General features: G+C 68.7%; 11 protein-coding genes. 3 read left to right on the plus strand and 8 right to left on the minus strand.

Translation table 11 applies throughout. The features are described from left to right. Positions 1–167 precede the first annotated feature (167 nt). Entirely contained in the window at positions 168–2,336 is a 2,169-nt protein-coding gene (locus tag DKM19_RS20590; RefSeq protein ID WP_162641638.1) for a ricin-type beta-trefoil lectin domain protein, read from the plus strand. A 262-nt stretch (positions 2,337–2,598) separates the two neighbouring features. Here DKM19_RS20590 and DKM19_RS20595 read toward each other — a convergent pair whose 3' ends face one another. The 6 genes from DKM19_RS20595 to DKM19_RS20620 all read right to left on the minus strand — a co-directional run bounded on the left by DKM19_RS20595 (position 2,599) and on the right by DKM19_RS20620 (position 9,504). Then, positions 2,599–3,645, minus strand: coding sequence for a LacI family DNA-binding transcriptional regulator (locus tag DKM19_RS20595; RefSeq protein ID WP_110697507.1), 1,047 nt, complete (start codon positions 3,643–3,645; stop codon positions 2,599–2,601). Positions 3,646–3,918: 273 nt separating this feature from the next. Next, the gene (locus tag DKM19_RS20600; RefSeq protein ID WP_110697509.1) at positions 3,919–4,671 is read right to left on the minus strand and encodes a maleylpyruvate isomerase family mycothiol-dependent enzyme; all 753 of its coding nucleotides are present in this window, start codon (positions 4,669–4,671) and stop codon (positions 3,919–3,921) included. 122 nt (positions 4,672–4,793) lie between these two features. Further along, positions 4,794–6,458 carry an amylo-alpha-1,6-glucosidase gene (locus DKM19_RS20605; RefSeq protein ID WP_110697511.1) on the minus strand — a complete coding sequence of 555 codons (1,665 nt, stop codon included), beginning with the start codon at positions 6,456–6,458 and terminating at the stop codon, positions 4,794–4,796. Positions 6,459–6,483: 25 nt separating this feature from the next. Then, a complete protein-coding gene (locus tag DKM19_RS20610; protein WP_239514352.1) occupies positions 6,484–7,290 on the minus strand; it encodes a carbohydrate ABC transporter permease in 807 nt (268 codons plus the stop codon). Next, a complete protein-coding gene (locus DKM19_RS20615; RefSeq protein ID WP_204358897.1) occupies positions 7,287–8,240 on the minus strand; it encodes a carbohydrate ABC transporter permease in 954 nt (317 codons plus the stop codon). Before DKM19_RS20615 ends, DKM19_RS20610 begins: the two co-directional genes overlap by 4 nt. Before the next feature lie 10 nt (positions 8,241–8,250). Continuing rightward, positions 8,251–9,504, minus strand: coding sequence for an extracellular solute-binding protein (locus DKM19_RS20620; protein WP_110697515.1), 1,254 nt, complete (start codon positions 9,502–9,504; stop codon positions 8,251–8,253). Between the two features lie 141 nt (positions 9,505–9,645). Between DKM19_RS20620 and DKM19_RS20625 the strand changes: the two genes are divergently transcribed. Both DKM19_RS20625 and DKM19_RS20630 read left to right on the plus strand, forming a co-directional pair. Then, a complete protein-coding gene (locus DKM19_RS20625; RefSeq protein ID WP_110697517.1) occupies positions 9,646–10,656 on the plus strand; it encodes a LacI family DNA-binding transcriptional regulator in 1,011 nt (336 codons plus the stop codon). Between the two features lie 185 nt (positions 10,657–10,841). Continuing rightward, on the plus strand, positions 10,842–12,665 hold the full coding sequence (locus tag DKM19_RS20630) for an RICIN domain-containing protein (protein WP_110697519.1): 1,824 nt from the start codon (positions 10,842–10,844) through the stop codon (positions 12,663–12,665). A gap of 119 nt (positions 12,666–12,784) precedes the next feature. Here DKM19_RS20630 and DKM19_RS20635 read toward each other — a convergent pair whose 3' ends face one another. Further along, positions 12,785–14,431 carry a ricin-type beta-trefoil lectin domain protein gene (locus tag DKM19_RS20635; RefSeq protein ID WP_110697521.1) on the minus strand — a complete coding sequence of 549 codons (1,647 nt, stop codon included), beginning with the start codon at positions 14,429–14,431 and terminating at the stop codon, positions 12,785–12,787. Between the two features lie 21 nt (positions 14,432–14,452). After that, on the minus strand, positions 14,453–14,638 hold the full coding sequence (locus tag DKM19_RS20640; protein ID WP_110697523.1) for a hypothetical protein: 186 nt from the start codon (positions 14,636–14,638) through the stop codon (positions 14,453–14,455). Positions 14,639–14,640 lie beyond the last annotated feature (2 nt).

Consider the following 14,640-nt stretch of genomic DNA (forward strand, 5'->3'; position numbering starts at 1 on the left):
CCAGCACCCTACCCGGAAGGAGATTCCTAGTGATCATCAGCTTAGGCCGCTCTAAGATCCGTTCGACGGTCGTCGCGCTGGCGGTAACAACGGCGCTCTCTATCACTGGAGCGGCAACGATCGTGCCCGCCCAGGCCGCCACACTTCCCATCACCGGTGCGACAACCATGGCAGCCGCCCCGGCCGCCGCACTCGCCGCACCCGGGGTCGAAGACGAAGGCGCCGACTGCGTGATACCCGCCCTGCCCGACGCCGGATCCCTGCCCACCAACGCCAAACTCCCCGACCCCTTCAAAAAACTGGACGGCACCCGCATCACCACCACCGCCGAATGGCGATGCCGCCGCGAAGAAATCAAAAAACTGTCCGAGAAATTCGTCTACGGCGAAAAACCCGGAAAGCCGTCCAGCGTCACCGGAACGGTCTCCGCCACCACCATCACCGTGAACGCCTCCAACAACGGCAGAAGCTCCAGCTTCTCCGCCAGCGTGCAGCTGCCCAGCGGCACCGGCCCCTTCCCGGCCGTGGTGGTCCTGGGCGGCTTCGGCGCCGACACCGCCGCCATCCGAGCCGCCGGCGCCGCGGTCATCAACTACGACCCCTACTCCGTCGGCCGCGAAGGCACCCCCCGCAACAACAAACAGGGCGCCTTCTACAGCATCTACGGCAACACCTCCAGCACCGGACTGCTGATGGCCTGGGCCTGGGGCGTCAGCCGGATCATCGACGTGATCGAACAATCCAGCGGCACCATCCTGCGCGCCGACGCCACCGGCGTCACCGGCTGCTCCCGGTTCGGCAAGGGCGCCTTCGTCATCGGGGTGTTCGACCAGCGCATCGCGCTGACCATGCCGATCGAGTCCGGCAGCGCCGGCGTTCCGATCTTCCGCGGCATCCCCGGCGAGGGCGCGCAGAGCCTGAGCAGCGCCTACGGCGAACAGCCCTGGCTGGGCGATGCGTTCGGCTCCTTCACCTCCAGCCCCAACCGGCTGCCCATCGACACCCACGAGATGGTGGCGATGGTCGCCCCGCGAGGTCTGTTCATCATGGACAACCCGCACATCGCCAACCTCGGTCCCCGCTCGGCGAGCGTGGCGGCATTGGGCGGCGCGGAGGTCTACAAGGCGCTGGGTGCGGGGAGCAACATCACCTACTGGTCCGACATCCAGGACGGTAATCACTGCGCCAACCGGCCCGAGTGGCGGACTCCGCTGCAGCAGAACATCCAGAAGTTCCTGCTGAAGACCGGCAGTGCCGCGGGTGCGATCAGGATCTCGTCTCGGGCGCAGGGCAATCTGGCGGAGTGGCGAGACTGGCAGACCCCCACCCTGGGCAGTTCCAGTGACACCACCGCGCCGAGCACGCCGGGCACCCCGGCCGCCTCCAACGTGACCGCCACCGGCGCCACGCTGACCTGGGCCGCCTCCACCGACCAGGGCGGCTCCGGCCTGGCCGGCTACACCCTTTATCGCGAGCAGGGCAGCACCGACCCGCAACTCGGCCAGCCCACCACCAACTCGATCACCCTGACCGGGCTGACCGCGAACACCCAGTACCAGGTGTACGTGCAGGCACGGGACGGCGCGGGCAACCTGTCCGGCAACTCACCGCCGGTCACCTTCACCACGACCACCGCCGGCGGCGGTGGTGGTGACACCTCGGCGCCGACGGCCCCGGCCGGTCTGGCGGCCTCGGCCACCACCTCCACCGCCACCACCCTGAGCTGGACGGCCTCCACCGACGACACCGGGGTGGCCGGCTACGACGTCCTGCGTGCGCCCGGCGCCAGCGGCGGCACCTTCGTCCAGGTCGCCACCTCCACCGCCACCTCGTTCGGCGACACGGGCCTGACTCCGAGCACCACCTACCGCTACCAGGTCAGGGCGCGGGATGCCGCGGGCAACGTCTCGTCGGTCTCCAACACCGCGGAGGTCACCACCCAGCCCGGTACCCAGCCCGGCACGACCTTCCGGTTGCGTAACGAGGGGGCCGGCCGGTGCGTGGACTCACCCAACAGTGCCAGCGCCAACGGCACCCTGTTCCAGATCTATGACTGCCACACCAATCCCAACCAGCGGTTCTCCTACAGCACCGGCAAGCAGTTGCAGGTCCTGGGCAAGTGCCTGGACGCCCCGACCAACGCCGGATCGGGCACCCGCGTGCAGTTGTGGGACTGCCACACCAACACCAACCAGCAGTGGAACCTCAACACCAACGGCACCATCACCAACGGAGCCAACAACCTCTGTCTGGCCGTATCCGGCACAGCCAACAGCAGCACCGTGACCATCGCCACCTGTAACGGCACCGCCAACCAACGCTGGACCCAGGCATAACCCCGAATCGGCAACCGTTGTGCGCCGGTCCAGGCAAACCCCGCCCGGACCGGCGCCTGGCCGGCTGAGACTCCAGGTCTGCCAGGGCGGGGTGGACAGGGTGACCTCGGCGGTGCGCGAACTCGGTCGTCACCCGAACCCCGCCCGTGTCCCGGCCGGTGGCCGCCCGGGTGTGCTCGGTGTCGTCGGCATTCGATCCCACCCTGTACGGGCCGACCTCCACCCTGTGCGGGGTCGAGCGTGCAGCGCGGGTGGTCGGGGGCTACGGCAGTCGTAGCGGTGCGGTGCTGCCCCGGACGATGAGCTCGGTCCCCAGTTCCACGCGATTCTGGGTCGGCGGCTCGCCCTCGGCCAAGGCCAGCAGCATGGTCGCGGCCGCCTGGCCCATCTCGGTGAGCGGCTGGCGGATCGTGGTGAGCGGCGGGATGGCCCAGTGCATCGCGGGCATGTCGTCGAAGCCGATCACGCTCAGATCGTGCGGGATGCGCAGTTTCAGCTCCTCGGCGGCCCAGTAGGCGCCGAGAGCCTGGCCGTCGTTGCAGGCGAAGATCGCGGTCGGCGGATCGGGCAGGCGCATCAGCTCCTTGGTCTGCTTCAGCCCGGCGCGGATCTGGAAGTCGCCGGTACGGACGAGTTCGGGATCGACGGGGACGCCGGCCATCTCCAGCGCGGCGCGGTAGCCGTCCACGCGGGCCCGGCTGGAGAGAGCGTCGGGCGGCCCGGTGATCACGGCGATCCGGCGGTGGCCGAGGTCGAGCAGGTGCCGGGTGGCCACGAGGCCGCCACTCCAGTTGGCCGCGCCGACCGACGCGATACCGGGGCCGGGGATGTCGAGCGGGTCGAGCATGACGACGGGCACCTGGCGGGCCGCGAGCTGGTCGCGCTGCGACTCGGTCAGGCCGCAGAACACGGTGATCACCCCGGTCGGGCGACGGCTCAGCACGTCCTCGATCCAGGTGCGCCCCGGCGTGTGGTCGCCTTGGCAGTCGGAGATCACGACGGCGACGTGGTTTCGCCGCGCCACCTCCTGGACACCCTTGATGATCTCGATCGGGTAGTCGCCCGCGAGTTCGTGGAAGACCAGTTCCAGCAGCGGGGACGGGCGGATGCGCTGGCGCTGGCGGCGGTAGCCGTGCTCGCGGATGAGGCCCTCGATGAGCGCCCGGGTGTCCGGCGCGACCTCGGTGCGGCCGTTGATCACTTTGCTGATCGTGGCCGTGGAGACGCCCGCCAGCTCGGCCAGCTCGGCCAGGGTCAGAGCCTGAGGCGACGACACGGAGCCGGACAACCGCTCTTCAGGCCAGGTCATGGCCGGATTATAGCGATATTGGCCTAACTGGGGTTGATGGCCCTAGTTTGACCGCTCTCGAAGCTGAACACTTTTGTGCAGGCCGACGATCGCGATCGAGCTGACCAGCCGATCTACCTCGATGGCCGGACGGCGTTGCCGGGCGTCGGTGACCGGTGCGGGCCCGGCCTGAGCGCAACCACGGCGAGACGGCGGACAGGTGACGGAATCCGGGTCGGGAGGGATCCGCGGCGAACCGGCCGCGCACGGCAGCAGATCATCACGTTGCGGTGTTCAGAACGGAGTGCGGTTCAGCCAGTTCGTCCAGACCTCCTGAGCGCCGAGTATCCGCACGCCGACGTCGGCGGCTGAGCGTCGGCGGAACAGGACCAGCAGCAGATCCACCGCCCGTCCACGGACCGACGTCGTACTCTCACCGTGCCCGTGTTCCCACGAGATGCCACCGTCTCCGTCACCTCGAACCATCCATTCACCGGCCGAGCCGAGGTCGTCGGTGGCGTGCAGGTGCAGGGTGGTCCCGGTGTCGAGTGGGGTCGAGCGCCCGGTTCTCCGCTCTGCGACGAGCATGTCGAGCCATTCTGCGATGCCGTCCGCGGCCAGCGGCGCCGCCAGGTCATACCGTGCGCCCAGAGCCAGTGCGGCGTCGGCCCGGTGCACCGTCGCCTCATGCAGCCTTCGCCGCACCCACCAAGCCGCCGGTCGCGGACCGAGGAACGTCCACGCCGGGGTGTTTTCGCCGACATCCGCCATCGCGTCGACAAGTGCGCGGGGGCTACCGCGCAGCCACTCGATGGCGCCGTCGGGATCGCTCGGCGGCTTGCCGTCGCGCACCGTGCGTGGATCGAGGTAATCCTCTACCCGGTCACGGACGATTTGGGCCGCCCAGCGGTCACCCCGGCCGACGTGCCGAACCAGCTGCTGGATCGTCCACCCCGGACAGGTCGGCACCGGCGTCGACGGGTCGGCACCGCGGATGAGTTCGCCGAACAGCTCGTTCTGTTCGAGCAGGGCTGCGACGTAATCCATAACGAGATCATCCCCTTCGCGATCGATCTCCTCAAGGTAGGCGGCGGACGTGCCTCCGCCCGCCGCCGACCCGGGGACCCTCGCGGGAGCACCGTCGATGACAGCGCCTGCCACGAACCCGCTCAACCCCGCCGCTCCCGCGCCGCGGCGAGAATGAGATAGGCGCTGGCCGTCCACGTGTACGCGCGGTCGCGCAGCCCTTCCCCGGTCCGCGCGTCGAAGTTCTCCGCGAATCCCGACCTCTCGCACAGACGGCGGAACCGGGCGCTGATCTCGTCGGCCAGACCGACGTGCCCGGCGCGGCGCAGGCCGTCCTCGATGAGGATCGTCGAGGGCGCCCAGATCGGGCCGCGCCAGTAGCCATCGTCCTGGTAACAGGGCGAGGACGGCAGCTCGGTGGCCAGCCCGAAAGCGGTCAGGTGCTCCTCGATCCGGCGGGCCAGCACCGCGCTCACCTCGCCGGGTAGTTCGTCCCCGAGGACGATGGGCATCAGGTCGAGCAGGCTGGAGCTCTGCCAGGTCCGGCCGGTGAGCGCGCCGCGGGCGACGAAGCGTTCTCCCGTCCACAACTCGGCCAGGAGGGCGTCCCTCATGCGGTCGGCCGCGCCGGTCCAGCGGGCCGACTCGGCCGGGCCGGGGGAGCGGCGGGCCAGTGCGCGCATCTGCAGGACGAGGAAGGCGGCCAGGTCGGCGGTCTCGACGACACGCTCCGGGTCGAAGGTCGTGGCGTTGTCCCACCCGCTGTCGTTGCCGTGCTGGTAGTAGGCCAGTTCGTGGCCGGGTACGCGCCGGGCGGTGAGCCAGAAGGTCGTCCACCGCTCCAGGAGCCGGTACGTCTCCTCCGGCTCGGGGCACCACGTCAGGCGGTCGAGAGCCCAGCCGTGGATCGGGGGTTTGACGAAGTTGTACAGGATCTCGGAATGCGTGATCGAGTCGGGGAGCGCCCCCGCGCCGTCCTGATGGTCGAAGGGGAGCCGGAACTGGTTCCACGCCAGGTCCGGAAGCCCGTCGCCGAGGGCGATGGCGTTGAAGCAGTGATCCCAGCTCCACACCTTGTCCATCCAGTGCTTGGACATCAGCACTCCGGGACGGGTGACGAAGCCCGCCGGTCGCACGGTCGCCGACCACAGCACGTAGGCCGCCAGTCCGGCGGCCGGGGTGGCGTCGCCGTGCCAAGGAGCGACCGCTGCGACGAACGCGTCGAACTCCGCCCGCACGGCCTTGACCACCTGCTCGAACGTGTCCGCCTCCGGGTAGGGGGCCCGGGCGGTCTCGTACTCCTCTATGGCGATCTCCCATTCGCCGGTCATGGTGACGCCCCGTTCGGAGCTGCCGAGGGACTGGATGCCGAGCGGGTCGGCCCGGCCGCTCAGTACCGTGATCCGATAGCGGCGTCCCGTCTGGTAGAGGGTGAAGACGTACGAACCGTCCGCGGGTTCCCGGTAGAAGTAGGGCCCGCTGAACGGGGTGAGGACGGGATCGGCCGCCACGAGTTTCAGATCGAGGTCTCGGCCCCGCACCCGCACCGTGTCGGCGTTCTCGTAGGCGAGTTCGATCCGGCCGTCGCCGCTCTCCCAGACGAGCCGGTGCGGCGTGGCGGTCACGGTCGCCCCGGGGTCGATGACGAACCGCAGGACGGCGTGCATCCCGTTCTGGTGCGAGACCAGGTGCACATCCGGGGCGTACGTCCTCTCGGCGATCACCGGAGAGAAGCCGAACCAGGAGCCGCGATAGCTGAACGGGATTTCCCGCAGGGAGAACACCGGGCCGGAGGCGGCGACGGTCATGAAGTGGAAGCCCTTCTTCTCAAGGTCAGTCCTTCACGGCGCCGGCGGTGACACCGGCGGCGACATAACGCTGGGCGATGACGAGCAGTACGGCCGCCGGGATGGACGCGACCACGGCGGTGGCCATGATGGCGTTCCACTCCTGGTTGTTGTTGCCGATGTAGTGGTAGATGCCGAGGGTGATCGGCTGATGGTCGCCGCCCTGGTTCAGGGTCGAGGCGAAGACGAAGTCCGACCAGGCCCACAAGAACGCGAACAACGACACGGTGATGAGGGCGTTTCGGCTCAACGGCAGCACGATCGACCAGAACGTCCGTAACGCCCCGGCCCCGTCGGTCCAGGCCGCCTGGAGCAGCTCCCCGGGGATGCCGGACATGAACGCGGTGAGGATGAGCACCGCGAACGGCACGGCCAGGGTGGAATCGGCCACGATGAGGCCCGGCACGGTGTTGAGTACGCCGATGGACAGGAAGATGGAGTAGAAGCCCATCGCCATGATGATCCCCGGGATCATCTGCGCGATCAGGAGGAGGAAGTCGAGCACGCGTCCTCCCCGTGGCCGGAGCTTGGCCAGGGCGTACGCCGCCGGAGCCGCGACCGTGACGGTCAGCACGACCGTGCCGAGCCCGATGAGGAGACTGGTGGCCAGGTAGGGCAGCTGCCGGTCCAGCACCGCCCGGTAGCCCTCCAGCGTGCCGTCGACGGGGAACCAGTTCGGAGGGGTCTTGCGCATGTCGGCGTCCCGGGTGAACGAGACGTTGATCATCCAGTAGACCGGAAACAACATCACGGCCGTCAGGACCAGCCCGATCGCGGTCTTCGCCCGTTTCACGCCGGCACCTGCCGGTGCAGGGTGCGGATGTAGATCAGCCCGAACACGAGCGCCGTCACGATGAGGAGGTTGCCCACGGCCGCTCCCGGCCCGAAGGACGGGACGAGGTTGCCGAAGCCGAGCCGGTAGGACCAGGTGGCGAAGGTCGTGGACGCGCCGCTCGGACCTCCTCTGGTCATGATCCAGATGATGTCGAAGACCTTCAGCGTGTAGACGAGCCCGAGCAGCAGGGTGATCGCCGACACCGGTCTCAGCAGCGGAAAGGTGATCTTCCAGAACCGCTGCCGGCCGTTCGCCCCGTCGAGGGCCGCCGCCTCGTACACCGTCGCCGGAATCGCCTGAAGTCCGGAGTAGAGCACCACCAGGTTGAACGGGACGCCGATCCAGATGTTGGCGATGACGACCGACCAGAGCGACCAGCCGGGTGAGGTCAGCCAGTTCGCCGGCCCGATCCCCAGCAGGCCGAGCGCCGCGTTGACCACGCCGGAATCGGTGTTGAGCATCCACGACCAGGTCGAGGCCGAGACGATCAGCGGCAGCAGCCAGGGCACGAGGAACAGCGCCCAAAGCGTCGGCGACAGCGGGAAGTTCTTCGTGAAGAACAACGCCAGCGCGAGCCCGATCGTGAACTGGAAGGCCAGCGAGACCACCGTGAAGAACACGGTGTGCCAGAGCGCCGGTGCGAACGTGAGATCGGCGAACACCTTCAGGTAGTTGGAGAAGCCGGTGAAGGGCGCGTCGCCCCGCACGAAGGAGCGAACGGTGTAGTTCCGCAGGCTCAGATCGAGGTTTCGGTAGAGCGGGTAGGCGTAGAAGACCAGCAGGTAGACGGTGACCGGGGTGAGGAACGCCCAGGCCGTCCACTGCCGGGACCGGGGACGGGGCGCCCGGCGACGCGGTCCCGCCTCGCCGGCGGAGCCGCGGCTTCGGGCCGGGGTGGTAAGGGCCATGTCCGGGCCGTTATCGGACGGCATTCGCCGCGCTCTGGGCCTCCGTCATCGCCTGTTGCGGCGGCTTCGACGCACTCAGCGCCGCCTGTACGGCCCCCCACATCGGCTCGGAGATCTTCGGATACCTGGTTCCCAGATCGTCGCCGGTACGGCCTTTGGCCACTTTGACGGCCTCCGCCCAGACCCCCAGGCCGGCGTCGGCCGCGATCTGCTGTTCCTGTACGGCCTCGGTCGGCGCGATGTACGACAACGTGGTGGCCGTCTTGAGGGAGTTCTCGCCGTTCGTCAGGCAGCTCACCAGCTTCTGGGACGTGGCGTACCTGGCGGTGTCCGACTGGACGGGGATGCTCACGAACTCGCCGCCGGTTGGTGCGGGCGCGGTGCCGCCGTCCTTCGCGGGGATCGGGATGACACCGTTCGGGAAGCCGGCCTTCCTGGCGTTGGCCAGTTGCCAGGTGCCGTTCTCCGCGAACGCGTACTCGCCGGTGGCGAACTCCTGCCAGCTTGTGGTCTGCGTGTTGTTGATGACGGAGTCGGGGGCGTACCCCTTCTTCAGCCAGTCGGCCCACAACGTGATCGCCGCGACCCCTTCGGGTGAATCGAGGTCGGTGAGGTCGGCGCCCGAGCCCCAGAACCAGGGGAGGAACTGGAAGCTGCCCTCCTCGGTGCCGATCGCCGAGAACGTGATGCCCTTGCCTCCGGACTTCTTCACCTTCTCGAGCGCCGCGGTGAGCGTCACCCAGTCCTTGATGGAGGCGGGGTCGACCTCCGCCTTGTCCAGCACGTCCTTGTTGTAATAGAGCGCCAGGGTGTTGGCGCCGATCGGGACACCGTAGGTCTTGCCGCCGCTCTGGCCCGCGCCCAGCAGGTTGGGAGAGATCGCCGAGACGTCGAGCTTGTTCTCCTCGGTCGTCGTCAGCACCCCGCCCTCGGCGAGAGTGGAGACGACCGGGTTGTCGACGATCAGCACGTCCGGCGGGTCTCCCTGCTGGGCCGCCAGCAGCGCCTTGTTGGTCAGATCGCCGGTGTCGTAGCCGGTCCGTTCGACCGTGACCCCGGCCTGGGTGCCGCACGCCTCCAGGAGACGCACCCAATCGGACGTCTTGTCGTACTGCGGATACGGATCCCAGATCGTATACGTCGTATCGGCGGTGGCCGGGCCGTCGGTGCCCGGAGCGCCCTCCACGCCGGACGGTGAGGAGCAGGCGGCCAGCAGGGCCAAGCCCATGCCGGCGGCGAGCCGGCCGCTTGGGAAAGATCTCATCGGGGGTGACCTCCGTCGACGGGCGTACGGGGTGGTTTCAGGCGATGTCGAATCGGTTCGACCGAACATAGGCTCGTTCTTCCTACAGGTCAATGGAGGGCGGCCAAGAGATTTGTGGAACGATTCGACTACGATGCACGAATGAACATCGGGGAGATCGCCAAGAGGGCGGGCGTGTCCCGCAGCACCGTGTCCTACGCGCTCACCGGCCGGCGTCCCGTCTCGCCGGAGACCAAGCAGCGCATCCTGGCGGTGATCGACGAGCTGGGCTACCGGCCCAACGCGGCGGCGCGGGCCCTCAAGGAGGGCCGGACCCGCACGATCGGTCTGGTCATCCCGCCCGCCAGCAGGCGCCTCACCGACATGCAGCTCGGCTTCGTCGCCAGCGTCGTCGACGCCGCCGCCCGCGCCGACCTCGACGTGTTGCTGTCTCCGTCGGGCGGCGAGCACGACCGTTCCTTCGAGCGCGTCGTCACCGGTCAGCGGGTGGACGGCGTGATCGTCATGGAGATACGGCTGGAGGACGACCGGGTCGCCCGGTTGATGGAGAGCGGCCTGCCGTTTGTCGGAATCGGCCGCACCCGTGAGCCGGACGGCATGTCATGGGTGGACCTCGACTACGAGACGCTCATCGCCCGGTGCGTTCACCATCTGGCCGACCTGGGCCACCGTGACATCGCTTTGATCAACCGCAGCGCCGAGCTGGTGGCGGCCGGATACGGCCCCGGGCACCGCGCGCGGGCCGGATTCGACCGAGCGGCCGGCGAGCGTGGCCTCCGGGGCGTGGCGGTCTGCTGCGCCGACGACGCCCAGGCCGGCCAGGCGTGCACGGAGCAGTTGCTGGCCGGGCACCCCGAGCTGACGGCGATCGCCACCGTGAACGAGGCCGCCGCGGCCGGGGTCTACCACGCGCTCGCCCGGATGGGCCGGATCGTCCCTCGGGACTTCTCGATCGTGGGTGTCGCCGCCCAGCACTGGGCGGAGAACCTTCATCCGCCTCTCACCGCGGCCGACGTACCCGCCGTCGAACTGGGAGCGCACGCCGTCGAACTGCTCCTGCAGCGGATAGCCGACCCGGCCGCCCCCCACCGCAACCTCCTGGTCGCGCCCCCCATCTCGCTGCGCGCCACCACCGGCCCGGCCAGGGCATAGGTCGCGAATCGATTCATTTTTGACAGGTCGTTGCCCGGGGCGTCGGCTTCGCGCGACCGCGGAACTCCGGCGAAACCTCCTTTTCACACGTCTGTCACTCCGTTGACATGTCGTCTCCGGCGGACCTAACCTGCCGTCGAATCGATTCGCTCTCCGCCGCCTCCCTCCTCTTCAGGAGCAGCCCGATGCGCACCCGATTAAAATCCCGTTCCCTCCGCGCCCTGATCGCCGCCTGCGCGCTCGCCGTCACCGGCCTGATCGTGCCCGCCACACCCGCCCTCGCGGCGGACGAAGCCATCACCGTCGACTTCGCCACGACCGCCGGAAGCCCCACCTACCGGGCCTCCGGCTGGATCTACGGCATGACCGAGAACGGCAGCGGCCCGGCCGACCACTTCCTCCGCGACGTCAAGTTCCGTTACATGCGCGCCGGTGGCGCACAGCTCGCCTCTCCCGGCGGCTGGGTGTCGGGGGCCTACGAACGCCGCTGGAACTCGACCCTGGCACAGGCGCGCCGCACGATCGCCCTCGGCGGCCAGTTCATCCTGCTCCCGCACGACCTGTGGGGCGCCGACGGCTACCCGATCTCCCGTTTCCCCGGGGACAACGGCGACTGGACCGACTACGACAACTTCATGACGCGCCTGATCAACGACGTGCGCGCGGCCGGGATCACCGTGCAGTGGGACCTGTGGAACGAGCCGAACATCACCCTGTTCTGGAACCGTCCCCAGTCCCAGTACTTCGAGTTGTGGCGGCGCGGCTACCAGCGCATTCGCGCGGCCTTCCCCGACCAGCTGATCGTGGGGCCGAGCTGCGCCTGCGTCCCGTCCACGTCGCACGCCTTCTGGAACCAGTACCTGGACTTCGTCCGCGCCAACAACGTCGTGCCGGACATCGTCAGCTGGCACTCGCTGCCCGGCGATCCGGTGGCCAACGTTTCCGCGGCCAACACGACCCTGAACTCCCGGGGCATCCAGCACCCGAGGCCGTACCAGATCAACGAATACGGCGCGACGAACGAGCAGAATCCCGGCGACGGGTCGTGGTACATCGCCCGCCTGGAACGGGCGGGCGCCGACGGACTGCGCGCCAACTGGGCGGGCGGTGCGAGCCTCCACAACGACCTCGCCAACCTGCTGATCCGCAACAGCGCGGGGCAGCACCTGCCCCGAGGCGAATGGTGGGTCTACCGCTTCTACGCCTCCCAGACGGGACAGATCGTGTCGGTCACCCCGAGCGCCTCCTACGACGCCTTCGCCACCAAGGCGAACGGATCGGCCAAGGTGCTCGTGGGCGGCGGCCGTACCACCGGTAACCTCGCCGTCAACCTCCAGCGGCTGGACACCACCGGTGGCATCGTCCAGAACAACCAGGTGCGCGCGATCGTGCAGCGCGTCCCGAACAACGCCGGCGGCGCGGTGCAGGGCCCGGTGACGATCCAGAACTCCGTCGTGACCCTGTCCGGCAACGCCGTCACGCTCAACCTGCCCAACACCGCCGTCGACGACGCCCTGACCGTCACGCTCGTGCCGCCCTCGGACGGGGGCTTCACATCGGTCGCCGTGGCCCAGCACTCCCAGCAGTGCCTGGACAACGCGAACCTGAGCACGGGCGACGGCAACGTCCAGCAGCAGTTCTACTGCGAGGGCGGTGACCAGCAGCTGTGGAACTTCCGGCCGGTGAGCGGAGTCGCCGGCACCTACACGCTCGTCAACCAGCAGAGCGGCAAGTGCCTGGACGTCAGCGGGGTCTCGACCGCCGACGGCGCGCCCGTCCACCAGTGGACCTGTCTGAACGGCGCCCAGAACCAGCAGTTCACCCTCCGCAGGGTGACCTACGGAGGGAACGACGCGCACGACTACCAGCTCGTCGCGCGACACAGCGGGAAGTGCGTGGACGTGAGCGCGGTCTCCACCGCACCCCGGGCACCCGTTCTCCAGTGGACGTGCAACCCGGTCGGACAGGGCGGTCCCCTGAACCAGACCTGGCGGATCTGGGGCCGCTGACCAGGATGCGCATACCCTGCCGCCCTCCTTTCAGCCGGGCGGCAGGGTATGCGCATCCGTTCGGGGCCTCTGCCCGCCGGGCCGTCGAACGGCCTTTCAGGGTGCGGCGGGCAAGAGGATCACCCGCGGGTCCAGCGTTGGTTGGCGCCGCCGGTGCAGGTCCAGATCTGGAGTCTGGCGTTGTTGGCCGTGGCGTTGCCGGCGACGTCCAGGCACTTGTTCGCGCCGACGGCGGTGACGGTGCCGTCGGTGTTGAAGCGCCACTTCTGGTTGTTCTGGCCGTTGCAGTCCCAGATGAGGACGCCGGTTCCGTCGGCGGTGCCGTTGTTGTTGACGTCCAGGCACTTGTTGCCGTAGACCCGTAGCTCACCGGCGGAGGTGGAGGCCCACTGCTGGTTGCTCTGGCCGTTACAGTCCCAGATCACCACCTGGGTGCCGTTGGCCTGGGAGGCACCGGTCACGTCCAGGCACCGGCCCGATCCCACGCCCTGGATGCGAGACGTGGAAGGCGTGGGCGTAGGTGAGGGATCGGGATTGGGCGTGCCGCCGCTGACCCGGAACACGACGGTGCCGTGCGCCGGCACGCTCGCCGAGATGTTCCCGGTGGTCGAGGTGACGGCGTTGCTCCAGGCCTCGCGCAGGCCGAAGGAGCTGCCGGACAGGCCGATGGCGGACGTGGTGGTGCTGATCGTGGTCGTGCTGCCGCCCTGGTTGAACAGGGCGACCGCGACGTCGCCGTTGCTCAGGCGTTTGGCCAGGATGCGGCGCGTGCCGTCGTTGCTGACCTGGGTGGCCTGGAGGCCGAGCGAGTCCTGGTTGACGGCGATCAGGTTCTGGTTCTTCATGATCGTGCTGGTCGCGCTGTCCATGTTCCGGACGTCGTTCCCGGCGATCAGAGGCGAGGCCATCATGGCCCACAGCGCGAAGTGGCTGCGCATCTCGGTGTCGTTCATGCCGCCGCGGCCGACTTCCATCATGTCGGGGTCGTTGAACTGGCCGGGCTTGGCGTACGAGGCCAGCGGAACGGTGACGTTGACGATGTTCTGGATGCCCATCGGGTAGCCGTTGGTCTGACCCGTGTTCCAGGCGTTGGTGATGTCCTCGGTCGTGCGCCAGATGTTGGCGATGTCACCCCAGTTGCGTTGCGGGCCGGTCTTCTCGTGGATGCTGTTGGGGTTGATGCTGTAGAGGATCGGCCGCCCGGTCGCCGCCAGCGCGTCGCGCATCTTGGCGAAGACGCGTATCTGGTCGTTGATGGTGCCGGTGGGGGAGCACCAGTCGTGCTTCAGGTAGTCGACGCCCCAGGCGGCGAACTGCTGGGCGTCCTGGACCTCGTGGTTGAGGCTGCCGGTCGCGCCGGGATAGGAGCCGAAGTACTGGGCGCAGGTCTTGTCCAAGGGGGCCTGGTAGATGCCGAACTTCAGGCCTCTGGCGTGCAGGTAGTCGCCGAGCGCCTTCATGCCGCTCGGGAACCGCGACAGGTTGGCCTGGAGGTTCCCGGCGGAGTCGCGGTTGGAGTTCATCCAGCAGTCGTCGACGACGACGTACTGGTATCCCAGGTCGCGCATGCCGTTACCGACCATGGCGTCGGCCGTCTGCCGGATCAGCGTCTCGTTGATGTTGCAGCCGAAGGTGTTCCAGCTGTTCCACCCCATCGGGGGGGTACGGCCTACGCCGTTCTCCAGCGCCTGCGCCTGGGTGGCGGGGGTGAGCGCCATGGTCAGCGCCGTCAGGGCCAGCAGTACACGTGCTCGTTGTCTTCTCATTGATGTCGCTCCTGCGGATGGTCAGGCGCAGGCGATCGCGGGGGCGGTCGCGCTGCCACTGGTGATGAAGCCGAAGGTGGTGCTCGTGCCGGCTGCGAGCGAGCCATTCCACCGGGGCGAGACGAAGACGGCGCCCTCATCGGCCGGCCGCCGGACGACGGGGGCCGCGACCGTGACGGCCGTCAGCGGGGATCGGTGCCCTGGCACGG

Source organism: Streptosporangium sp. 'caverna', assembly GCF_003203775.1.
Classification (GTDB): Bacteria; Actinomycetota; Actinomycetes; order Streptosporangiales; family Streptosporangiaceae; genus Streptosporangium; species Streptosporangium subroseum.